This is a genomic window from Lederbergia sp. B243.17 (assembly GCF_057657925.1).
In genome coordinates this window covers 281,356-304,386 of record NZ_JBWBKF010000097.1, presented here as the reverse complement: position 1 = coordinate 304,386, position 23,031 = coordinate 281,356, and the positions used below count along the sequence as shown (strand labels likewise).

Sequence of the window (23,031 nt, the reverse complement as noted above, 5' to 3'; positions counted from 1 at the left end):
TTCGCTAAAAACTTATTTGTATTGTATGGAGATGTCTAACGTTTATTCATAGAAATGGAGTTGTATTTGCATGCGTGTTCGCCATAAACCGTGGGCTCAGGAAAAGCTTGAGGAATATCCGCAATATGTCATATCCGAGCCTGAAAAACACCGGGGGCAATGGCAGGAAGTGTTTGAAAAGAAAGCGCCGCTTCATATTGAGGTCGGCACCGGGAAAGGCCGATTTATCACTGAAATGGCAAAGGCTAATACGGATACGAATTATATCGGTATTGAATTGCAGCCGAGTGTTATTGTAACAGCGCTTGACAGGCTGATCGAAGCCGAGGTGCCGAATGTGAAGCTGATTAATACAAACGGCGAGGACCTTCGCAGTTTTTTTGAAGACGGGGAAGTCGACAGGGTCTATCTGAATTTCTCTGATCCTTGGCCAAAAAATCGCCATGAAAAGCGCCGTCTTACGTATAAATCATTCTTGGAGATTTATGAGGACGTACTGAAAAAAGAAGGGGAAATCCACTTTAAGACGGATAACCGCGGCTTGTTCGAGTACTCGCTCTGCAGTTTTTCACAATACGGAATGAAATTGATCGACGTCAGTCTGGATTTGCATAAAAGCGAAATGCCGGACAACATCATGACTGAATATGAAGAGAAATTCTCAGCAATGGGCCACCCGATTTATCGGTGTGAAGCCCGGTTTGCGAAAAAAAGCGAATAAACTGTTAAGCCGTTCCTGTTTATGGGACGGCTTGCTTTTATTGATAAATATTTTGAAAATAATGAAACCTTTTTAGAGTGAGGACGTTAATAAGGGAGTACCTAAATTCGCCCGGAAAGTGGCAGAGGGGGATACGAATGGAAAAAAGATATGAGACGAGGCATATTTTCCTTGCTCTTGGCATTTGCCTCGTGCTAAGTTCGCTGTTAGCGATGGTCATTATTCCTCAGGCTGCGGTGAATGCTGCACATAAAACACCGGAGACGTGGCATGTCTTTACGAGTCGCGACAATTTTGTGCTCTGCATGATCGGTTTCTTCCTGCTGGCTTCGGCATTTTTTCTTCTCTATATTATGGATATCCGGACGATTCCAATATTACTCAGCCTGGTCTTGGTTGCGGCAAGTGCAGGTGTTATCTACCTATCGGCCCGCTCGTACAAAGCATTCTCAGATGAAGGGATTGAGTTTGGCTATTGGAATGAACCTGGACAGCATGCCTATTCGTGGGAGGATCTAGATAAGGTTATCCTTCAGAAAAACACAGAGGACGGAAAAGAGCGATATCAGTTTTTCTTTAAGGATGGAAAGGACATGGTCATGGATCGGAACAAATATGTCGGATATATGGAAAGACAGCTTGTGGAGAAGTTGAGGCGGGAAGCAATCCCGATGCAATAACAAATATTGAGACGGTTTTAAAAAATTGATGAAACGTTTGGGACGCAGTTCAGTTCCAAGCGTTTTTCAATGTTGTAATGTATAAGATCCGAAAATGAAACTGTCGGCTGCGCTCTTTATTACCTTCACGTTTCCAGTTCATTTTTCCTCGGGCATTCAACCGATAGCTCTATGCTACACGTTTTGGGTAAAAATGCTTCATGCCAATCTTTTGTCGATCCTAATGTTTTTGCTTAAATACCGATAAATAGCGGCACTTTATTGTTGGGGAAAATTGATACCGAATGGTAAAGTAAATGAAACAACAATCGGAGGTGGGAAATTGTTTCTGGCGTGGAATGAAATCAGCAAGAATAAATTGCGCTTCATTTTGATTACAGGGGTGCTTCTGTTAATCTCTTATTTGGTTTTCTTTCTTTCAGGACTTGCCAGCGGTCTTGCCAACATGAACAGGGAAGCGGCTGATAAGTGGGATGCTGCCGGCATCGTTTTGACGGAAGAAGCGGATAAAAGCATGCCGCAGTCCATCTTGTCCTTGGATGAGGCTGATATCAGCGGAGCAGATGAAACCGCAGCAATCGGACAGGTGAACGCGATTGCCAGCAACGGGGATGAAAAGAAAGGAGTAGCGTTTTTCGGCATTGATCCAGATGAATTTTTGATGCCGAATGTCACAGAGGGTGAGCCGTTTTCGAAGGATAATGAAGTGATTGCGAGCGATGCCCTTAAAGATGATGGTTTTGCAGTCGGGGATGAACTGCATCTTTCCTCAACAGATGAGGTGCTGACCATTACCGGCTTTACGGATAAGGCTCGATTCAACGCGGCACCGGTTTTATACGGGGATATGAAGACATTCCAAAAGATCAAATTTGGTCCGGCTGCCGATCAGAATGAGGATAAGATCAACGGGATTGTGTTCAAGGCGGGCGACATGGGCAAAGTCGCTCCGGGCAGTGAACTTGAAGCGATTGAAATGGAAACGTTCATACGCAATCTCCCGGGCTACTCGGAGCAGAATCTGACATTGACATTCATGATTTACTTTCTGCTTGTCATCTCAGCTGTAATAATTGCCATCTTCCTCTACGTATTGACAGTTCAGAAGATTAGTATGTTCGGTGTTTTGAAGGCACAAGGGATTTCAAACGGATATCTCGCCCGCTCTGTTATTGCCCAGACGTTCATCTTGGCGACCGTCGGCGTTCTTCTCGGCTTCGGGCTTGCCCTCTTGTCCGGTGTGTTTCTGCCGAACGCAGTGCCGGTATCATTCGATCTTTTGTCCATGACGGTCTACGGAATTATTTTCATTGTCGTGGCAATCTTAGGTGCAGTCTTCTCTGTCATGACGATTGTGAAAATTGATCCATTGAAAGCGATAGGAGGGTAACGATGGCTATTTTGGAATTGAACGATGTGAGCAAGTCTTTCGGTTCAGGGCATACGAAGGTCGATGCGTTGAAAAAGACCGATTTCCAAGCGGAGGCCGGAGAAATGATTGCTGTCATCGGACCGTCCGGCTCGGGTAAAAGCACCTTTTTGACGATTGCTGGAGGGTTGCAAAGCCCAACAGACGGAGAAGTCATCATCAACGGGCAAAACATTACGGAGACCGCAGAGAAGCAACGGTCAGCCGTTCGTTTACAGGAAATCGGGTTTATTCTGCAGGCGTCAAACCTTGTTCCCTTTCTTACCGTCGATAAACAGATGCGGCTCCTCGATAAAGTGAAGGAGGGGAATATGACAAAGGATGAACTGAACAAGCTTTACGACGATTTGGAGATCGGCAGTCTCAGAGGGAAGTATCCTGCCGATCTGTCAGGCGGGGAAAGGCAGAGGGTTGCCATCGCCAAAGCACTTTACAGCAAGCCGTCGGTCATTCTCGCTGATGAGCCGACTGCGTCCCTGGATTCTGAGCGGGCTTTTGAAGTGATGGACATTTTGAAACGGGAGACAAAGCGGAACAGGACGACAACGATTGTCGTTACCCATGATCAGCGCCTTGTTGAATATTGCGATAAAGTATACAAGATGACAGATGGCGTACTGCGGCTTCAAGAGCCGGCAACCTCTATGTAAACGGTTTATATTCTCGTGCTATAATGGTAAAAAAAGAGAATGGGGTGGATGCGACTTGGAAACATTGAAACTTGGAGATCTGACATTGACATGGCTGAACGGCGGAGATACTTTCATGGACGGTGGAGCGATGTTCGGCGTTGTGCCGAGACCGCTATGGTCCAAAAAGTACCCTGTCACCGAGAAAAATACGATTGAGCTCCGGACCGATCCTATTTACTTCAGGCTGAATGGGAAGCATTATCTGATCGAGTCGGGAATCGGAAACGGCAAGCTGACAGATAAGCAGAAGCGGAATTATGGAGTAACTGAGGAGTCGAAGGTGGAAGAATCCCTGCAGGAGCTAGGTCTGGCACCGGAAGATATCGATGTCATCCTTATGACCCATCTCCATTTCGACCATGCATGCGGGCTGACAAAGCCGGATGGAAAAGGCGGGCATGAATCGGTTTTCCCGAATGCGGTCATCTATACTTCTGATGTCGAATGGAATGAAATGAGAAATCCGAATATCCGTTCTAGAAATACATACTGGAAGGAGAACTGGGAGGCGATCGAGGAACAGGTCAAACCATTTACAGGCAGCCTTGAGTTGGATGGCATCATCAAGATGATCCATACCGGCGGCCACAGTGATGGTCACAGCATCATCATCATCGAAAGCGGTGGTGAGCGGCTCGTCCATATGGCAGACCTGATGCCGACCCATGCGCACCAGAATGTATTGTGGGTGCTGGCTTATGACGATTACCCGATGGATTCGATCCGGGCAAAACAGGAGTGGATCCCTTCAACCATCAAGGCGGGCGATTGGTTCATTTTCTATCATGATGGATTGTACCGGGCGATAAAGTGGGATGAAGACGGAAATATCACAGATTCGGTGAAGCGGGAGAAATAAAGCAAGGAACAGGCCCCGGAGCGATTTAAGCTCCGGGGCCTGTCCATGATTTAGAGTGGGTAAACATCAATGACTGTACCGGTATAGGCATCTGCAATAAACTCAAATTGCTGTCTTTCCCCATCCTTTTTTCGGGATATTCCTCCCCTGTACACCTTCGTTTTAATGGCATACTTCTGATAATCCTCGGGTCGCATACTCATCCAAGACCCGTCGATTTTCCCCTCTTTTTTAAAAGCACTCTTTACCTCAAATAAAACGCGTTCACCTGATAATGGGACTTTTTTTGCGGCAGCCTCGCTGATGATATAACCACCGATCAGACCTGCGGCCATCCCGCCGATAAAGCTATTCCAGTTCATGCTGACACCCCCAAAGGTTATTGCCTATTTCAAGTATACAGATGTTGGTGTTTTTTGTTAAGGGAGAGCAGAGACAGTTTGATGGCATGCTTCAAGAAAGTTCTGTAAAATAGATACTGGATTTTCAAGCAGCTTGGACGGTCCCGGGAAAATTTTCGGGCCAATGAAGAGGGGGCATTTACATGAACCAGGAAACAATGGATTTATTTAAAACACTTACGGAATTGCCGGGTACTCCGGGAAATGAACATGCCGTCCGCAAATTCATGCGCGGGCAGCTCGAGAAATATGCCGATGAAGTTGTGCAGGATCGTCTCGGCGGTATTTTCGGGATTAAAAGAGGGAACGAGTCTGGGCCAACTATCATGGTTGCGGGACACATGGATGAAGTCGGCTTCATGGTGACACAGGTTACCGACAATGGTATGATCCGCTTCCAGACACTCGGAGGCTGGTGGAGCCAGGTCCTGCTCGCACAAAGAGTGGAAATTATCACAGACAGCGGGAAAGTTCCTGGTGTAATCGGTTCTATTCCGCCGCATTTATTGACCGATGCGCAGCGCAACAAGCCAATGGAAGTAAAAAACATGATGATCGACATCGGAGCGGATGACCGGGAAGACGCTGAGAAGATCGGAATCCGCCCTGGTCAGCAGATTGTTCCTGTTTGCCCATTCACACCGATGGCCAACCCGAAGAAAATCATGGCCAAAGCTTGGGACAACCGCTATGGCTGCGGATTATCGATTGAATTGCTGAAGGAACTGCAAGGGGAGGCAACACCAAATATCCTCTATTCTGGAGCGACGGTACAGGAAGAAGTTGGTCTCCGCGGGGCAGCTGCAGCGGCGAATATGATCAAGCCTGATCTTTTCTTCGCGCTTGATGCTAGCCCAGCAAATGACATGTCCGGCGACAAAAACCAGTTTGGCCAGCTTGGAAAAGGGGCTTTGCTCCGTATTTTTGATCGGACGATGGTTACGCATAAAGGGATGCGCGAATTTATCCTCGATACGGCGGAGACTCATGATATTCCTTACCAATATTTCATCTCCCAAGGGGGAACCGATGCCGGCCGCGTCCATACGGCCAATGATGGTGTACCGAGCGGCGTAATCGGAATTTGTTCGCGTTACATCCATACGGCTGCTTCCGTTGTCCATGTCGATGACTATGCAGCGGCAAAGGAACTGATTGTGAAGCTGGTCAAAGCGGCTGACCGCTCTACAGTCGACGAGATTTTGAAAAAATGACAGTACCAAGAGGCGACGTTCCAACTCGCCTCTTTTGTCTGAAAAAAAGGAGTCTTTCCAATGAAAATTGCTGTCGGATCAAAAAACAAGGCGAAAATCGAAGCGGTTGCCCGCGGGTTGGAGAGGGCGGGGATTTTGGGTGAGATCATCCCGGTCGATGCCCCATCTTCCGTTTCCAGTATGCCATTTTCAGATGAAGAAACGAGGCAGGGAGCAAAAAACAGGGCGGAATATTCTTTGGAACATGGGGAAGCAGATTTTGCCATCGGGCTGGAAGGCGGGGTTGCCGAAACTCCTGACGGTCTGTTCCTGATCAACTGGGGCGCGCTTGCCCAAAAAGGAAAACCGATCATCGCAGCGGGAGGAGCAAGAATCAGACTGCCGGAAGAGATCGCCGTAAAGCTAAGAGAAGGTGAAGAACTCGGACCGGTCATGCAAGCATACAGCCAGAAAGAAAATGTTCGCTCCGAGGAAGGCGCGATCGGGATTTTTACGGATGGACTCGTCAACCGTTCAGAAATGTTTACCCATATCCTGATGCTGCTCCTCGGCCAGCGAGCCTGGAGAGAAGGGGAACAATAACGTTCTGTTGCTTGCATTTGAACCATTTGGAGGCTTTTGAAGTAACCGGTAAAAAAGACATAGCAGGAAGGTGCAGAGTTGGAGAAGCTGATTTGTCCAAAGTGCAATGGGGGAAATGTGAAAAAAGGAGTGCTTGACTCTTCTTTCGGCCAGGTGCAAATGTTTCCAGAAAAGATGAGAGGAAAATCTTCACCGGTTTCAGCAGAGTATTGTAACGGCTGTGGATATGTTTTGTCTCTCTGCGTAGACAATCCAAACAAATATGGAGTAGTCCTTTGTGTTTGGCAGAGAAAAGGGTGTTTAGAACCTCAGAAGACCGGAGGGAAGCCTGGCTTCCCTCCGGTCTTGACTGTCGAAAAGCTTATTCAAAAATATAAGCGAGCGCTTTCATCGCCTGGTTGACCGTCTCCACGGTAGTATTCGCCTTTTGGGACAATTCCTTTAGCGGGTGATGTAGATCCTGCGGCCGGATTAAAATCAACGGTTTGCCATAGGCCAAAGCAGCGCTCGCATCCATTGCCGTATTCCACTGACGGTATTTTTCTCCAAACAGTGCAATGACAAGATCAGACTTCTGCATCAGAACTTGCGTCCTCAGGTTGTTAAAACTGGAAGCGGCTTCATCTTTGAAAATAGGATTGGGCTGTTTTCCGAGAATCTCTTCGCCGATGTTATCGGAACGATCATGGTCCTCCATCGGGCCGACAAAGTCAATTGGAAGTTGAAGCGCCTTTGCTTTTTCCTTGATTTCTTCACGCCAGTCGCTATGGATTTCACCTGCTAAATAAACTGTAAGCTTCACATGAATCCCTCCTTATGTAATGCCTCTATTGTAGCATCTCACATAGCTATTTTCCTTCCTGCCGTTCCCGAGGGGGTTGCCATTCCCTTTTTATTGATAGTATGATAGACAGGACCCCTGGTTGAGGAGGAAAAGCAATGAAGAAGACATGGACAGGCATTTTCGTATTGATTGCCGTTCTCATGCTGGCCGCATGCGGATCCATCGACAAGGAAGCAGGTAAGGCAGAAGCCGCGGCAAAAAAAGCATTCGAAAAGAAGCCCGCAGCTCCAAATGAAAAAGCGGAATCGATAGAGTTCCACCTGCCGAAAGACTTGGCAATCAAAGAGAAAAAGCCGAATAATATCGTATTGAATAAAGAAAAGCATACGTATCTACTTTTCTACAACCCGAATGAAGAATCCTCCAGCGCAGCATTGTACAAGGTGCTGAAAAACAATGAGGAGGAGATCGTTCTGGATAAAACATATAAAGCGGAAGACCGTTTCGGCTACTATGTCGTCAGCGAAGCGGAAGGCGGCAAATATGAAATCACTGCCGGCATCGGCGGCGTAAAAGGCACGACTGAGACAACAGCCAAGAACCTGGCCGCCGACAGCAAGCTCCTGATGGAAATTGTCCGATCCGCTGTTATTAAAAACAAATAAAGACAAAAGGACACTCCGGCGAACTACCGCCGGAGTTTTTTTGCCGTGAATCAAGGAACTTGATCGCAAATGATTCTTTGCATTTGGTTGTCCGACAAATTGAAAATTTCACTAGACAAAACATACATATGTCTTTACACTTGTTATGAATTGAACAAAGTGGGGGATGGATGATGAAAGCATTTTTTGAACGGAAGGGTGTCCGGCCTACGGCAAAGGCATATCTGATAGATGCATTAAGCTATATGGCGCTCGGCCTTTTTTCTTCTTTAATTATTGGATTAATCATGAGAACAATCGGGGAGCAGTTGCATCTGCCATTTTTTGTTGAGATGGGGCAACTAGCAATGGATTTGATGGGCCCTGCAATCGGGGCAGCAATTGCGTTCGGCTTGGGGGCGCCGCCGCTGGTCATTTTCGCTGCGGTGGTGACGGGCGGAGCTGGCGCAGCGCTTGGCGGCGGGCCAGCCGGGAGCTATGTTGCCGCGCTGCTGTCAACAGAAATCGGCAAGCTTGTCAGCAAGGAGACGAAGGTGGACATCATTGTCACCCCGTTTGTCACGATATTGACAGGATTTGCTGCCGGAAAGTTTGTTGGGCCCTTTATCGGCAAAGGAATGATGATGATTGGCAGCTGGATTGTATGGGGAACGGAGCAGAAGCCAATCATAATGGGCATCCTTGTGGCCACATTGATGGGGCTTGCGCTTACCGCACCGATTTCAAGCGCGGCTATTGCCTTCATGCTTGATCTGAAGGGACTGGCGGCCGGTGCGGCAACGATTGGCTGCAGCGCCCAGATGATCGGGTTTGCAGTATCAAGCTTTAGAGAAAATAGGATGGGCGGCCTGCTCGCCCAGGGTATCGGCACATCGATGCTCCAAGTGCCGAACATCATCCGATATCCATTGATCCTGATCCCGCCGACGGTTGCCGGCATCCTTCTCGCTCCTTTCGGGACGACCGTCTGGCCAATGACGAGCAATGCTGCGGGAGCGGGCATGGGCACAAGCGGTTTCGTCGGCCAAATCATGACCTTTATGACGATGGGCTTAACAACCAAAACGATATTGCAAGTCGTTGTGCTCCATTTTATCGGGCCAGCTGTGATAAGCTTATCCATATCAGAATATATGCGAAAAAGAGGCTGGATTAAACCAGGCCAGATGCTGATCAACACAGGAGGGAAGTAGTATGGAAAAAATGCGGACGATGGAGCAGTATGAGTTTTATAAAAATGAGGAACGGACAGTGTTTTTATTTTCTGCCGACTGGTGTCCGGATTGCCGCTTCATTGAGCCGTTTTTGCCGGCAATAGAAGCGGATTATCCTGAGTTTACCTTTGTCTATGTCGACAGAGATGATTTTATCGACCTTTGTGGTGTCCTTGATATTTATGGCATTCCAAGCTTCCTCATCTTCAACAAAGGAGAAGAGGTTGGCCGTTTTGTCAGCAAGGACCGCAAAACGAAAGAAGATATTGAGGCATTTTTAGATTCGGTTTCTCTTTAAAAGGAAAATGCTGCATCTAGGAAAAATGATTACTAAATAATCGTAAGGATCCACTAGAAAAGAGCTTGAGTTTTTCAAGCTCTTTTTCTATTGCTTTTATAGTTTTGTCCGAATGCATTCAATGGCTTCTTTTAAAATTAGTAAAATCAGGAGGGGGGATGATGCTCCTCGAAAAGCGCTTTACTAATCCAATTGTCTTATTGAAAAAGACTCTGATCTCCCGTGATAATACATTCCATAATCACTTTCCTAATTCCCGCTACTAAACGTTCGATGGAAATCACGTCTTGAATCGCAAGGATAACTGCAGACATATGAGAAATTTTTGCCCATGGATGATTTTCCTAAATATCGTACGAGATAATATTCTTCGCCTTAACATTATATTACTGTTTTGTATAATATAGTAGATAACGTAAGAACAAGGGAGGCGGCGTCAATAGACTCTAAAATTGTATCGTGGAAGGGTTATGTTGTTTTCATTCTCAGTGTGCTGGTTACGTTAGCTTGGTTTTTGCTTGATCCGATTGCGATTGCGACAAATGAGGCTGCGACAGGATTTATGATAATCTTTATCATTTTGGGGACGATTTTCTCCTTCGTTTTGTCGATTGTCGCATTGCTCTCAAAGAACGAGAAAATGTTATTGCCGGTCATAGGATTCTTCCTCTCCCTGATTAATGCGGCCATCTTTCTTTTTTTCGCGGCGTTAGGTGCGAACTTTGCCTGAAAGGCCAGTTTTGTCAATCAACCCAAGCATATTGGATCGACGTAACCAAGACGCTAAAGAAATAGAACAGGGTGTGAAACCATATGTTTCACACCCTGTTCTATTCCGGTTAAAGGCTGAAGAGCGCCTTTTTCCGTTTCCGTCTTATGCTTGTCGCAGCTGGGCAAGGCGCCTCCGCTTTTCGATTGTCCAGCTCCGGATGCCAGCGACTAGCAGATTTCAGGATTCTTCCTACGATAAGTCAACATCGGATCCTACGTCGCCGTGTTTCCTTTATCTCGTCAGAATCCTTCCAATCTGTACGTCGCTAAACGGCATCCTCCGCTTTTCGCTTGTCCAGCTGCGGGGGCTAGCTGCTCAAGGTCACAAGCCAAGCAAGAATGAAGGCAAAAAGCGCCTTCTTTCTTGCTAGTCTTGTGCTTGTCGCAGTTGGCAAGGCGCCTCCGCTTTCCTTTTACCCCACAATGAATTGGTCGACGAGGGCTTTTAGTTCTTTTGCTATTTCGTTCATCCTTTCAGTGCTTGAGGCGACGTGTTGCATATCTTTTTGCTGTTCGGCTGCAGACGCGCTAACCTGCTCAGCAGAAGCGGCGGTTTGTTCGGAAATGGCCGAGATGTTTTGGATGGAAAGGACTGCCTCATCCTTGGTATGGACCATTTCGCTGACCTTGTCGGCAAGTTCTTCTACATGGGAGATGAGTTGGCTGGCTAGAGCCGCTTGATGAGAGAATGCGGACTCCGTCTGTTCGACCGCTTCGTTATTCGCATCGCGGTATTCCATGTTTTTGGCGATAACTGCAACGGTCTGTTTAGATGTTTGCAGAATTTCCTGTACGGTCATCTGGATCACATCTGTCTCGTGCTTGGATTGTTCCGCAAGCTTTCTCACTTCCTCCGCTACGACAGCGAATCCCTTACCATGTTCCCCTGCACGTGCCGCTTCGATGCTCGCGTTCAATGCAAGCAAGTTGGTCTGGGCGGTAATGCCTTGGATAGAAGATGTGACAGCATTGATCTCTTCGATTTTTGCAGAAAGCATTTCGATCTGCTTCTGGACATCCTCATTCATCCGGTTTGTTTCATTTGTATGGCTTCGAAGCTCTTTTACTTTTTCCATTCCTTGCTCTGTCGATTGGCGGGCAGAAGAGGAAAGAGTGATCATTTTTTCAGATATTCCGGAAAGGGCGTCGAATTGAGTTGAGAGATCGACCATCTGATCATTCGTATTTTCCGTATCTTCGGATTGCTGTGAGGCTCCCTGGGCGATTTCATCAACCGCAGAAGCGACCTCTTCGCTTGCAGCAGACACTTCCTCAAACGTACGATATACGTCGTTTGTGGACTCGCTCAGACGATCAGACGACCCCTTGATCGTTTGAATAACTTCGTTTATTTTTTCAACCATATTGTTATAAGCGAGTGAGACCACTCCGATTTCATCCGGGCGGATGTTTTCAGCTGGGACAAGCACGGTCAAATCACCTGCTGCCGCTTTTTCCATGGAGTTTTTCACAGCCGTCAGCGGCTTTAATTGTCTATGGATGAATAATAGGGTGACCCCCGCCATTAAGATAATAATCACGATGGCTGAAATAATCGAGATCCAAAGCAGCTGTGTGAAAGTTTTCAGAATGACTGATTTCGGCACAACCGTCTGCAGTGACCATGTTTCTTTAATGCCGTCAAGGGAAACAGGGGCAAACGAATTGTACGCGTTCTTTTTGAGCTGTTTGGAATCAACATACATGGTGGCAACTTTATTTTGGTCCAGCTCTTTTTTCATCGATTTCCAATCGATGGCATCCTTCATATTCGTGCCGATCATTTTCTCATTGATGCTGTTGGCGACCACAACCCCGGCGTCTGTTATGAATCCGGCATATCCGCCCTCAGGCTTGATTTCTTTTACGACCTGATTAAGAAAGTCGATCGAAAAGTCGGCGGTCATGACACCAATAAATTGATTATCTTTTGACATGAGCGGGACGGAAACCGTTGTCATGAGGACCTTTTTCCCGCCGACCATATAATCGTACGGTTCGGTTAATACGGGTCGGAGCTCATGTTTCGGGATTGAATACCATTTGACGTTCTGGCCTGAAAGGCCGGTTAATCCTTCGATGACGACGTTCTTGCCGTCCTTGTATAAATACGGAATGAAGCGCCCGCCGGAATCAATCAGTTTCTTGTTGCTGAACGAACCAAGTGGCAGGGTTTGTTTCTCCAAGACGACTGCCATTCCCATGATTTCCGGATTGGTGACAAGATTGGTCTGAACCATGGAAAGCAGTAGATCCGGTGTCATAGTCCCTTCATTGTACATTGTTTCAAAAATACCTTTTGTTGTTTCCAGTGTTTCTTTTGTTCTCTCAAAATTCTTTTTCACTTCTGATGCATACAAGCTTGCATGCTCATTCGCTGCGTTTTCGGCATCATCAATCGTCGTCTGGTAAGAAATGATATTTGTGACGGCTGTATAAATCGCAAACAGTAGTAGAAAAACACCGATGATCAGCATGGATAGCTTTCTGGCGATTCCCTTGCTCTTCATTTTTGCTCCCTCTTTCTGAAAATATGTATTCTTATCCTTTGTTATATATCGACAGGGTTAGACAGGACTTTATAGCTAAAACTGCCAATTTAATAAATTTTTTGGTTAATTAGACCTAATCGCCTAAATGACTTAAATAAATTCATATGAAAAGGAAACTAATTGCTTTAAACCTGAACGCTATTCATTCGTTTATTTCTTAAGGCATTCTATCCTCGGGTGTAAATTGTTTTCAAACTTTTCGCTGCCAGCTATTGATATTTTTTAAAAAATGAGATAATTTTTAGATAGGTTAGTGATAAGCAAGTTTCTGACACGAAGGGAGATGTGTTTTAATGACAATTACTTGTTTGGTGGTTTGGTCTTAAAGCTGAATAGCAGGCATACGGGAAAAAAGCGGGGAAACGTCCGTTTTATTTGGTATGCCATCTAAAGTAACCTTTCGTGAATATTGCTGTTTGCAGGATACGATGAAGGTCGTATCTTTTTGCGTTCTAATGCCGCGCGACAGCAGCTTCTATAGAGGCTGCTTGTCCGTGGCATTTTTGCGTCCAAAAAACAAGATTAAAGGAGCTAACAAAACGATGATAGATTTGAAAAGCTATGGCTATACAGAAATAGAAGTAGTTCCCGGTAAATTATTGCCCGGCAGGAGCGAGCGCTTTAAAGTGATGATCGAGCGAGGCGACGTAATAGTGGTGCTCAGAGAGGCTGCCATGCGGTGTAAACAAACGAAGAAAAATGGGGGAGGGAAGAAATGAATAGTACATTCGAAACGTTGATATATGTGTTAAGCCGAAGATTCAAGAAGGATATCATCTCGGCCGACTGCCAAACCACGCCACTTCAGGGCGGAACTGTGGGAAGTGTATACCTGGTAACGGGGAGCGCCGAAACTGCGGAGGGTGAAAAATTGCCTTACCGGCTCGTACTGAAAAACCAGAAGAAATGGGAGCGCTACGGCGATCCGGGTTCATGGCGCCGGGAATATGATCTCTATGCGTCTGACCTGGGAGTGACGTTCACGGATTCCTTCCGCTGGCCGATATGTTATTACGCCAAGATGAATGCCGAAGAAAATGAATTCCAGCTGTGGCTGGAATATATCGATGGCGTAACCGGATTGGATTTGACCGGTGACATGTTTGAACGAGCGGCGCTGGAGTTAGGGCGCTATCAGGGCAAGCTGTATGCGGAGCAGCCTGTTGTGCTGGAGAGCCTGAAAAACCTTAGCCATGTGGACCTCATGAAGAATACGTATTTGCACTACCGCTCATGGCCGGTCGTTCACGATTATATACGCTCGGACGATTGCGATTTTCCTCCGTATGTGCGGCAAATGCTCATCGACGCCGATGAGCAAGCGGACGAAATACTCGCCCGTATCGAAAAATTGCCCATTGTTCTATGCCATCGGGACTTCTGGGTGGCCAACCTGATCTATGCTGACGGGAAAATCGCGCTCATTGACTGGGATACAAGCGGATGGGGCTACCTGGGCGAGGATCTCGCAAGCCTGATTGCAGATGAAGCGGATACCGATCACATGGTTGAATACTACAAGCGATGTGTCCCAGCGTATTACAAAGGCTTTTCGGAGCACGCGAACGTATCCACTATCACCGATCATTGTGTCTACGAGTTGATCCTTCTCGTTTTCGGGTACAGACTTGTGGAGTGGTATCTCCATACAGAAGACGAGGACGAAAAGAAGAAGCATGTCCATACGCTTCAAAAAATTTATGAACTGAAGACCAGCCCTGTGCACGGTTGATTCTGAAAAAGACTCCAAGAACCCTTGAAAAGTGGGTTTTTGGAGTTTCTTTCATGCTTACCAATCGATCGTCGACGGCGGATTGCTCGCGATGCTGTAGACGAAGCCGCAGGGAACTTCAGTCGGTTAATCATTTGAGATTGATTTCAAACCCCGATTTGCCCCATCGTTTTTCGACTGATCTTCGTTACTTTTTTTTGAAACAACTGCCCTTTCCAGCAAAGATCATTCATTCTTTGAGTCTTGACTCCGCTTGTTGTAAAATGGATGATAGCTATTTGCCCAAGGAGGGTGAGTTATATGAAAATGGACGAGAAAAAACTGCGCAAAGAGCTGGAGGCGCGGCTGCAAAGTCAAGGTCGTTCCTTCGTCTATGACCGGGAAAAGGAGACACTCAGGATTGAAAATGAAGAGACCGGCAAAGGCATCGACGTAGCGTTGTCCGGCATTGTCGCTAAATGGCATGAGCAGAAGGAAAAGGCGATCGACGAAGTCGTTTACTATGTCGAAGAGGCTCTTGGTGTAATGGGCAAAGAGCAGACGCTGGCCGGAAGCGAGAAAAAGATTTATCCGGTCATCCGCTCCACCTCTTTTCCGACGGAGACGACGAGCGGCACCCCGTTCATGACGGACGAACATACAGCAGAAACGAGAATCTATTATGCGCTCGATTTGGGAAATACATATCGTCTGCTCGACATGCGTCTGATTGAAAAAGAGGGATTAGATCCGAAGGAGATCAGGGAGATGGCCCGCTTTAATGTCAGATCGCTTGCTACTAATATGAAAAAGGATACCGTTGCCGGCAATGACTTTTATTTTTTGAATAAAAATGATGGCTATGATGCCAGCAGGATTCTGAATGAAAAGTTTTTGCAGGAGATGTCTGAAACGGTGAAGGGAGATATGGCTGTCGCCGTGCCCCATCAGGATGTGCTGATCATCGGCGATCTTGTCAATGATACCGGATATGATGTGCTGGCACAGATGACAATGAGCTTTTTTGCCGCTGGCAATGTCCCCATCACCGCACTTTCATTCATTTATGAAGATGGCGAGTTGGAGCCCATTTTTATCATGGGAAAAAATCGAAAACAGGATAAGTGAGAGGAGATTTCAAAATGAATGTTTTTTATAATCGGATTGGGGTAGGCGATACGGTACTGATTTCCATTAAAGATGCCGAACACCGGAATTTTGAACGTAAAGGTGACGTGGCAAGGATTTTTAATGAGGAGACAAATGAAACGGCAGGTTTCAACCTTTTTAATGCTTCCAACTATGTGGAACTGGAGGCGAATGGCCAGGTGGAGCTTGATGAGGAGCTTGTTGCCAAGCTGAATCAGGCGATTGCAGCAAACGGCTTTGAAGAAAAGATCGAGGCTGATTTCTCGCCGAAATTCGTTGTCGGCCATGTGAAGTCGAAAGAGAAGCACCCGAATGCCGACAAGCTAAGCATCTGTGTCGTTAATGTCGGTTCAGATGAATTGCAAATCGTATGCGGCGCTCCGAATGTGGAGGCAGGGCAGCATGTTGTCGTGGCAAAAGTCGGAGCGGTTATGCCGAGCGGAATGGTCATCAAAGATGCCGAACTGAGAGGGGTTCCTTCAAGCGGAATGATCTGTTCGGCGCGCGAACTCGCTCTGCCGAACGCACCGCAGGAAAAAGGGATTCTTGTTTTAGAGGAAGGGAAATATACTCCGGGTGAGGCATTTCCGATCTAATAAAAACCCGTGACGCTAATTTTAGCGTCACGGGTTTTCGTTTGGACAAAATTATTCGAACGTGCCTTTTACAATTGCTTTCCCCTCTTTTACCATTTGCTTTCCGAGTGCAAAGACGCTGTCAATTTGCAGGTCCTCTTTTGTCAGGATAACCAGATCGGCATCCTTCCCGGGGGACAATGTTCCTTTTGAGTGAAGCTTCAGGATAGAAGCCGGATTTTCCGTGATAACCCGCAAGGCAGTAGCGGGGTCGATCTTCTCGTCGAGGATGGCATCTCTTACTTCGGCAAAGAGTGAGGAGACTTTCCCGATTTGCAGGCCGACAAGTTCGCCGTTCTCATTAAAGTCAGGTAAGCTTCCCTGCGCGTCTGATGTAAAGGTGATCAATGAAGGATCGACCCCTGCTTCGAGCATCCGCTTTAGTGCTTCGCTGCATTTCACTTCACCTTGTTCAAGGAAGCTTGGAATCGTGCTCGTCGTGAAATCAACGTAGCCGCCCCGTTTTGCATAGGAAATTGCCGCTTCAAAAAGATGAGGGTTCCTGTTCATATGGGTCGGATAAAATTGCTTAAGCGGGATATCAGTCGTTTCCACCACTTTTTCAATCAAGCTTACATGATCATGGCTGTCGCCCACATGTACGTTGACAACCCCCGCTTTGCCTGAAAGCATCCCGCCGATTCTCGCGGCAGACGCGATTTTGGCGAGTTCGTCTGCTGTCGGCTGTGAGGAGCGGTGATCGGCGATGGCGATTTCTCCGGCCCCGATAATCTTATCAATCAAAATGATATCGTCCTCGATTTTTCCGGTTAGCGTTCTGACAGGAACCTGGTAAGAACCTGTTTGCGCATAGCAGGAAATTCCTTCTTCTTCGAGAGCTCTCGCTTTTGCAATTAGATTTGTCATCGTCCGAGTTGTACCATCTGTACCGATCACGCCGACCAAAGTGGTGACGCCTGCTAAGGTTGCATCCGTCAGCTGAAGCTCCGGTGTTCTCGTTTTATAGCTGCCCTCGCCGCCACCGCCAGTGATGTGGACATGCCCATCAATAAAGCCGGGTACGATCCATTTGCCCGACGCATCGATGACGTGGATATCAACGAATCCTTCAGGGATTTCGATTTTGTCGTCAATAAAGCCGATCCGACGATCGACGATTAAAATATCTTTTTTTCCCAAATACTCTGGTGCATAAAGTTCGCCGTTCTGGATAAGTGTCAGCAACTTTTTCAGATCCCTTCGTGTATAAATGTTCCTGAATAATTATACCATTCTGCTGCTTGGATAGAAAAAAGAACGCTAGGAGATGCAGGAGAAATATCGATAATGGAGAAGTATGAGGACAGGACACTTTCCGTAAAAAGGGGAATTCATGTGAAAAGGAAAATCGTTGTGACGAGAAGATTGCCGGAATCTGTAATGAGGCCGCTGGAGGATATGTTTATTGTCGATGCCTGGCCAGAGGAGAATCAACCAATCCCCAGAGAAACGCTGCTAGAAAAGATAAAAGGTGCTGATGGGCTTCTCTGCATGCTTACAGAAAAGGTGGATCGCGAATTACTCGGCGCAGCCCCGGACCTAAAGGCAATTTCGACGATGTCAGTCGGATACGATCATATCGATATAGCATCTGCAAAGGAAAAGAAGATCCTCGTTGCCAATACGCCGGGAGTCTTGACGGAGACGACAGCCGATCTGACATTTGCCTTACTGCTCGCCACTGCGAGAAGGGTGGTCGAATCTGCCCGCTTTCTGCAAGACGGCAAATGGGAAACGTGGTCGCCGCTGCAATTGACTGGAATGGACGTTTACGGCGCAACGATTGGAATTGTCGGACTCGGGAGGATTGGAGAAGCGGTCGCGAGGAGGGCGAAAGGGTTCGGGATGAAAGTGATATACAGCAGCAGAACCCGGAAAGAAGAACTGGAAAAAGAATTAGGCCTGGAATATCGTTCATTTGATACGCTTTTGCAGGAAGCCGACTTTGTCTCGCTGCTTCTCCCATACAGTCCTGACGTCCACCATCTTATTGGTGAGGAGGAGCTTGGGCGAATGAAGAAAACAGCCATTCTGATCAATACGGCGCGCGGCGGGCTTGTCGATGAAAATGCGCTCCATGATGCTCTGGACAAGGGGGAAATATGGGCAGCCGGAATGGATGTCTTCGAAAAGGAGCCGGTCGATTCCGATCATCCGCTCCTCACCTTGCCTAACTTCGTCGCTTTGCCGCATATTGGAAGTGCAAGTGTGACGACAAGGATAAAGATGGCGAAGATGGCCGCGGATAATCTGATTGCCGCGCTTACAGGGAGAGAGGTCGCAAACCTTGCGGAAAAGTGAAACAAATTTCCTGCTCAACCGTAATACGATAGAAGAGGGAGGAGAAGCTTATGATTGATCGGGAGGATTATGACCTACTGCTGAAAGAAATAAGGGAACTGAAAGAAAAAGTGGATAAAGTTGAGAAAGATCTGCATGATATTAAGTACTTCACGCCTGCTGCCCAGCCATCCCGGTTCAATAAGGAGATGGTGAGCACGATTGGTGGACTTGCATTGGGAGCGCTAGTCATCATCGGAATATTTTTTTAAAAGAGAGGCATGCCGACGGCAGCCTCTCCTTTTTTTGCAGTGGGCGACCTTTGCGTTTGATCAGTCGCTCTATCCGCACAGGTGCTCGCTCATTCCGGGCACCATCCGGATTAGGATTATCTTGCCGGATTTGTCGGGAAGATGCGCTCGACCATTGTGGTAAATTCATCCAGTAGTCCGCTTACCGGTCTGCCACTTTGCAAATCATTCCTGTACTGCCCCATTCTGTCAAAGAAATCAGGGTTCTCAGAAACATACACTTTGTCGATTCGATTGTCGGTTGCTTTCACCTTGTTCGATATTTGTTTTTTCACATCTTCAGACATTTTCTGTTTGGAATTATTATCTTGCTTCACGGCCACATAAGCGCTGCGGTTCATGACAATGACGTATGCACGGTCAATACCCTTGATTTTTGCGACTTGGGCTGCAGCTTTGTCACCGGCATCCATTTGATTTTGGTTTCTGCCTTGGGGGTCATTATTTCCGGCCGTGCCTCCCGAGTAATCACCGAGGATGCCATTTTGCCCACTTTGCTGTCCGGAGTTGCGGCCGCCTGTTCTGCCGTTGTCCGCCTGGTTGTTCTGGTGGTTGTCTGTGCTAAGCCTGTTTGGCTGCCCGTCGTTCAAATTGTCTTGCGGGTTGTATCGAACGCCAAGCGGCTCGTTATTGTCATTGCTTGTGAATTGATCGGCGTTGCGGTTGTCCGTTCCGCAGCCGAAAAGAGCAATAGATAAGATGCTGATCGTCGCTGCTGTTTTAAAATAGTTCATATTGCCCCTCCTTGATAGGTATTCCTTAATAATGTTCCAATGCGCTCCGTTTTTATCCCTTTTTTTTGTTATAATGAGTTGATGGAAACAACCGCTGCTGCTTCATGCGGCACATAGAAAAGAGTGATACAATGCAATGGTTTAAAAAAATATTTGGCAACAAGGAAAATGAAATAGAGGAAGACGTTTTTGTTGAAGAAGAGCAGCTGCAATCGGAACAGCGCGAGATGAAAACGAGGATGACATATGAATATCCAAAGGCGCCTTTCCGATTTCCACTCATTGAAGATCCTGTCCGCAAGCCGGCACGAAAGACGGCAACACCGGTTGAGAAGAAGGAGAAGGAGAAGGAGCAAGTTAAACCCCGCCAGCCTTTAATGAGGAAGCCTCCGGAACAGAAAACGATATCGAGGGAACCAAAACGGCCCGTCGTAAATAAAATCGAGCCGAGGAATAAACGGCCATTCCAGCCAACAGAAATTCCGTCACCGATCTTTGGCTTCCGCCGGCCGGTGCCAAAGGAAGAAACGACAGAATTTGAGTATGAATTGCAGGATTCATTTCTCGCAGAGTCTGCGTTTACAGAGAGCGAACCTAAGGTCATTCTGGAAGAGATGGCCCATTCGGTTGGAAATGATGGAGCTGAAGTACATAGAGATATGGCGGAAGAGAAGGAAATACAGCACTCTTTTGGTGAGGAAACTGGCCAGCTTCCTGATGAACGAAATGCTGAGGTGGAAGGCGTTCGGATAGAAAAGCAGGAAGAGGCAGCCGGAAATATGTCAGAAACCCCGGCGATCATTGCACAGCGATTCGAAAGGGTGCTTGAGGAGACTGAGTCCATTTATCCGGAGACAGACGAAAATCCAAACAAAGAACCTGCCCATCAGTTTCTGGAAAAGACTGACAAGGAAGATATGCCTGTAGGTGAAGCAGCTAAAGAACGCGATTTAGTCGAAGAAGAGCCTATCGTTGGATTGACGCTTGAGGCAGAAGGGATGCCGGTTGAAGACGAAAAGACTCGTGCCGAAGAACAATCTGCAGTTGAAAAGCTAAACCAGGAAGATTCACTTGTGAGTGAAGCAGTTGAAGATCAGCATTTCGCCAAGGACGAAAAACCTATCGATGGATTGGCGCTTGCAGCAGAAGGGATGCTGGTTGAAGACGAAATAACCAGTGAGGAAGAACAATCTGCAGCTGAAAAGCTTGTCCAGAAAGATTTACTTGAGAATGAAGCAGTTGAAGATCAGATTTTGCAAAAAAATCAAGAAGCTGCGGTTGAACCGATTCATGCAACTGACGAGGCTGCCTGTGAAGTTTCGCTTGAAAATAAAAAAACTGTTAAAGAAGAAGAATTCTTGGCAGAGGCTGAAGCCGTTCAAGAGGAAATGCTTGATTCGGTTGTTGAGCTCTCGGAAGTTCCATCCGCAGAGTCGGAGGACGAAGAACTCGAGCGGCCGCGCAGCAGGGGGCAGATGCCATTTAACGTGCTGATGCTGAAGGAAGACAGGAAAAGATGGGAATACCGGAAGCAGGCGCAGTTGCGCGAGCAGCAAAGGTCCCTGCATGTGATAGGCGAAGAGCAGGCGGCCTCAGTGGAGGAAGCAGAGCCGTCAGCTGAGCAGGCTTATCAGGCTGAAGCAGCAGTGCCGGCGGCAGAAAAGGCAGAAGCGCTGACTGCTGAAGAGGTAGAAATAGCGCCTGATGCAGCCGAAGTTAGCTATGAATATTATGAATCACCATCGACCGATCTTTTGAGCAGGCCTGTCGGTGCGTCTGAAGACACTGAGTGGCTTGAAGAGCAATCGTCATTGCTTGATGAGACGCTGATAAACTTCAATGTTCATGCCCGTGTAGTCCACGTCAGCCAGGGGCCGTCCGTGACGAGATTTGAAATCCAGCCAGATCCTGGCGTCAAAGTAAGCAAAATTACCAATTTGATTGATGATATCAAGCTTAGCATGGCCGCTAAGGATATCCGGATTGAAGCGCCAATCCCAGGCAAGCGGTCTGTAGGGATTGAGATACCAAATCAGTCGAGCCGGCCGGTCCAGCTGAGTGAGATCATTGAAAGCGAGTTGTTTGATGACTCCGAATCACCTCTTACAGCAGCCTTGGGCCTTGATATTTCCGGAACTCCTGTCGTCACAGATATTCGGAAAATGCCCCATGGCCTGATTGCAGGAGCGACAGGATCAGGGAAAAGTGTCTGCATCAATTCGATTTTGATCAGTCTGCTGTACAAGGCGTCCCCAGAGGACTTGAAGCTGATGCTGATCGACCCGAAGATGGTAGAACTTGCCCCTTACAATCATATACCGCACCTCGTCAGCCCGGTCATTACGGATGTAAAAGCGGCAACGGCTGCGCTAAAATGGGCGGTCGAGGAGATGGAGCGCCGTTATGAGCTGTTTGCCCATGCAAGTGTCAGGGACATCAGCCGTTTTAACCAATTGGCGGAAAATAGCGGACAACACAGTGACCGGCTGCCGTATCTCGTCATTGTGATTGATGAGTTAGCAGATCTGATGATGATGGCGCCGGCTGATGTGGAAGAATCCATATGCCGTATCGCGCAAAAAGCCCGTGCCTGTGGAATCCATCTTCTGATTGCGACTCAGCGCCCGTCTGTTGATGTTATTACTGGCCTGATTAAAGCGAATGTACCGACAAGGATCGCCTTTTCCGTATCCTCCCAGGTCGATTCTCGAACAATTATCGATATTAGCGGGGCAGAGCGTCTGCTTGGCAGAGGGGATATGTTGTTTTTGGACAGCGGCTCTTCAAAACCAGTCCGTCTTCAAGGAACGTTTGTATCGGACGAAGAGATTGACCGGGTGATCGAACATGTGCGCAGCCAGGGAGCTCCTGACTATTTGTTTGAGCAGGACGAATTATTGAAAAAGGCACAAATCCAGGAAGACGAAGACGAATTGTTTATGGAGGCATGCGAGTTTGTCATCGCTCAAGGATCCGCCTCCACTTCTTTGCTGCAGCGGCAGTACCGCATTGGCTATAACAGGGCGGCCAGACTAATGAGTATGATGGAAGAACGAGGAATCATCTCCGGCTCAAAAGGAAGCAAAGCCCGGGACGTCCTGGCGGGAGAAGCAGATCTTGAGCTGCTGAAAGAGACTCTGGCTAACTAAGCCGCTGCTTGACACATCTTAGACGGCTTCTTATAGTCATTCGACGCTGATAGTGATATAATGGTCAAATGCATCGACCATTTTCCACTACATACTAATGCAGCGGCCGTTTATACTATAGGAAAAACTACAAAAATGAATCGGTTTAGCAAATGTGCGCAGCAATACATATAATGCGTACAGATAGACGATTGTTGGAG

General features: G+C 47.3%; 23 protein-coding genes. 17 read left to right on the top strand and 6 right to left on the bottom strand.

Going from position 1 to position 23,031, the window contains the following annotated elements; genetic code table 11:
- The first annotated feature begins 70 nt into the window (after nt 1-70).
- The 5 genes from trmB (at nt 71) to AC0TWI_RS21630 (ending at nt 4,381) form a co-directional block, all read left to right on the top strand.
- On the top strand, nt 71-721 hold the full coding sequence (gene trmB, locus AC0TWI_RS21650) for a tRNA (guanosine(46)-N7)-methyltransferase TrmB (protein WP_488128414.1): 651 nt from the start codon (nt 71-73) through the stop codon (nt 719-721).
- Nucleotides 722-858: 137 nt separating this feature from the next.
- Nucleotides 859-1,401, top strand: coding sequence for a hypothetical protein (locus AC0TWI_RS21645; RefSeq protein ID WP_488128413.1), 543 nt, complete (start codon nt 859-861; stop codon nt 1,399-1,401).
- A 322-nt stretch (nt 1,402-1,723) separates the two neighbouring features.
- Nucleotides 1,724-2,791: an ABC transporter permease gene (locus AC0TWI_RS21640; RefSeq protein ID WP_488128412.1), complete on the top strand. Its 1,068-nt coding sequence runs from the start codon at nt 1,724-1,726 to the stop codon at nt 2,789-2,791.
- A 2-nt stretch (nt 2,792-2,793) separates the two neighbouring features.
- The gene (locus AC0TWI_RS21635; RefSeq protein ID WP_488128411.1) at nt 2,794-3,480 is read left to right on the top strand and encodes an ABC transporter ATP-binding protein; all 687 of its coding nucleotides are present in this window, start codon (nt 2,794-2,796) and stop codon (nt 3,478-3,480) included.
- Nucleotides 3,481-3,535: 55 nt separating this feature from the next.
- Nucleotides 3,536-4,381, top strand: coding sequence for a YtnP family quorum-quenching lactonase (locus tag AC0TWI_RS21630; RefSeq protein ID WP_488128410.1), 846 nt, complete (start codon nt 3,536-3,538; stop codon nt 4,379-4,381).
- Nucleotides 4,382-4,431: 50 nt separating this feature from the next.
- On the opposite strand, the gene AC0TWI_RS21625 is transcribed toward AC0TWI_RS21630, so the two are convergent.
- Entirely contained in the window at nt 4,432-4,743 is a 312-nt protein-coding gene (locus tag AC0TWI_RS21625; RefSeq protein WP_488128409.1) for a hypothetical protein, read from the bottom strand.
- A gap of 182 nt (nt 4,744-4,925) precedes the next feature.
- Between AC0TWI_RS21625 and AC0TWI_RS21620 the strand changes: the two genes are divergently transcribed.
- Nucleotides 4,926-5,996 carry a M42 family metallopeptidase gene (locus AC0TWI_RS21620; protein WP_488128408.1) on the top strand — a complete coding sequence of 357 codons (1,071 nt, stop codon included), beginning with the start codon at nt 4,926-4,928 and terminating at the stop codon, nt 5,994-5,996.
- Nucleotides 5,997-6,056: 60 nt separating this feature from the next.
- Nucleotides 6,057-6,578 carry a DUF84 family protein gene (locus AC0TWI_RS21615; protein WP_488128407.1) on the top strand — a complete coding sequence of 174 codons (522 nt, stop codon included), beginning with the start codon at nt 6,057-6,059 and terminating at the stop codon, nt 6,576-6,578.
- A 361-nt stretch (nt 6,579-6,939) separates the two neighbouring features.
- Here AC0TWI_RS21615 and AC0TWI_RS21610 read toward each other — a convergent pair whose 3' ends face one another.
- Entirely contained in the window at nt 6,940-7,380 is a 441-nt protein-coding gene (locus tag AC0TWI_RS21610; protein WP_488128406.1) for a YtoQ family protein, read from the bottom strand.
- 137 nt (nt 7,381-7,517) lie between these two features.
- On the opposite strand from AC0TWI_RS21610, the gene AC0TWI_RS21605 reads away from it, so the two are divergent.
- The 3 genes from AC0TWI_RS21605 to AC0TWI_RS21595 all read left to right on the top strand — a co-directional run bounded on the left by AC0TWI_RS21605 (nt 7,518) and on the right by AC0TWI_RS21595 (nt 9,539).
- Complete coding sequence (locus AC0TWI_RS21605) at nt 7,518-8,027, top strand: hypothetical protein (protein ID WP_488128405.1); 510 nt, start codon at nt 7,518-7,520, stop codon at nt 8,025-8,027.
- A 173-nt stretch (nt 8,028-8,200) separates the two neighbouring features.
- A complete protein-coding gene (locus tag AC0TWI_RS21600; RefSeq protein ID WP_488128404.1) occupies nt 8,201-9,220 on the top strand; it encodes a PTS sugar transporter subunit IIC in 1,020 nt (339 codons plus the stop codon).
- A 1-nt stretch (nt 9,221) separates the two neighbouring features.
- Nucleotides 9,222-9,539: a thioredoxin family protein gene (locus tag AC0TWI_RS21595; RefSeq protein WP_488128403.1), complete on the top strand. Its 318-nt coding sequence runs from the start codon at nt 9,222-9,224 to the stop codon at nt 9,537-9,539.
- Between the two features lie 468 nt (nt 9,540-10,007).
- On the opposite strand, the gene AC0TWI_RS21590 is transcribed toward AC0TWI_RS21595, so the two are convergent.
- The gene (locus tag AC0TWI_RS21590; RefSeq protein ID WP_488128402.1) at nt 10,008-10,196 is read right to left on the bottom strand and encodes a hypothetical protein; all 189 of its coding nucleotides are present in this window, start codon (nt 10,194-10,196) and stop codon (nt 10,008-10,010) included.
- 527 nt (nt 10,197-10,723) lie between these two features.
- Nucleotides 10,724-12,820 carry a methyl-accepting chemotaxis protein gene (locus tag AC0TWI_RS21585; protein WP_488128401.1) on the bottom strand — a complete coding sequence of 699 codons (2,097 nt, stop codon included), beginning with the start codon at nt 12,818-12,820 and terminating at the stop codon, nt 10,724-10,726.
- A 536-nt stretch (nt 12,821-13,356) separates the two neighbouring features.
- Here AC0TWI_RS21585 and AC0TWI_RS21580 point away from each other — a divergent pair.
- The 4 genes from AC0TWI_RS21580 (at nt 13,357) to ytpR (ending at nt 16,318) form a co-directional block, all read left to right on the top strand.
- Nucleotides 13,357-13,581, top strand: a complete 225-nt coding sequence (locus AC0TWI_RS21580) for a hypothetical protein (protein ID WP_488128400.1) — start codon at nt 13,357-13,359, stop codon at nt 13,579-13,581.
- Complete coding sequence (locus tag AC0TWI_RS21575; protein ID WP_488128399.1) at nt 13,578-14,594, top strand: phosphotransferase; 1,017 nt, start codon at nt 13,578-13,580, stop codon at nt 14,592-14,594. The genes AC0TWI_RS21580 and AC0TWI_RS21575 overlap by 4 nt, the downstream gene beginning before the upstream one ends.
- A gap of 300 nt (nt 14,595-14,894) precedes the next feature.
- Entirely contained in the window at nt 14,895-15,701 is an 807-nt protein-coding gene (locus AC0TWI_RS21570) for a DUF1444 domain-containing protein (protein ID WP_488128398.1), read from the top strand.
- Nucleotides 15,702-15,715: 14 nt separating this feature from the next.
- Nucleotides 15,716-16,318 carry a YtpR family tRNA-binding protein gene (gene ytpR / locus AC0TWI_RS21565; protein WP_488128397.1) on the top strand — a complete coding sequence of 201 codons (603 nt, stop codon included), beginning with the start codon at nt 15,716-15,718 and terminating at the stop codon, nt 16,316-16,318.
- Nucleotides 16,319-16,369: 51 nt separating this feature from the next.
- Here ytpR and iadA read toward each other — a convergent pair whose 3' ends face one another.
- Entirely contained in the window at nt 16,370-17,542 is a 1,173-nt protein-coding gene (gene iadA / locus AC0TWI_RS21560) for a beta-aspartyl-peptidase (protein WP_488128396.1), read from the bottom strand.
- 102 nt (nt 17,543-17,644) lie between these two features.
- Here iadA and AC0TWI_RS21555 point away from each other — a divergent pair, with 102 nt between their 5' ends.
- Together AC0TWI_RS21555 and AC0TWI_RS21550 are read left to right on the top strand one after the other, a co-directional pair.
- Complete coding sequence (locus tag AC0TWI_RS21555) at nt 17,645-18,658, top strand: 2-hydroxyacid dehydrogenase (protein WP_488128395.1); 1,014 nt, start codon at nt 17,645-17,647, stop codon at nt 18,656-18,658.
- A 50-nt stretch (nt 18,659-18,708) separates the two neighbouring features.
- Nucleotides 18,709-18,909 (top strand): hypothetical protein, encoded by a 201-nt coding sequence (locus AC0TWI_RS21550; protein ID WP_488128394.1) that lies wholly within the window; start codon nt 18,709-18,711, stop codon nt 18,907-18,909.
- Nucleotides 18,910-19,025: 116 nt separating this feature from the next.
- Here AC0TWI_RS21550 and AC0TWI_RS21545 read toward each other — a convergent pair whose 3' ends face one another.
- The gene (locus AC0TWI_RS21545) at nt 19,026-19,682 is read right to left on the bottom strand and encodes a YhcN/YlaJ family sporulation lipoprotein (RefSeq protein WP_488128393.1); all 657 of its coding nucleotides are present in this window, start codon (nt 19,680-19,682) and stop codon (nt 19,026-19,028) included.
- A gap of 131 nt (nt 19,683-19,813) precedes the next feature.
- On the opposite strand from AC0TWI_RS21545, the gene AC0TWI_RS21540 reads away from it, so the two are divergent.
- The gene (locus AC0TWI_RS21540) at nt 19,814-22,831 is read left to right on the top strand and encodes a DNA translocase FtsK (protein ID WP_488128392.1); all 3,018 of its coding nucleotides are present in this window, start codon (nt 19,814-19,816) and stop codon (nt 22,829-22,831) included.
- Nucleotides 22,832-23,031 lie beyond the last annotated feature (200 nt).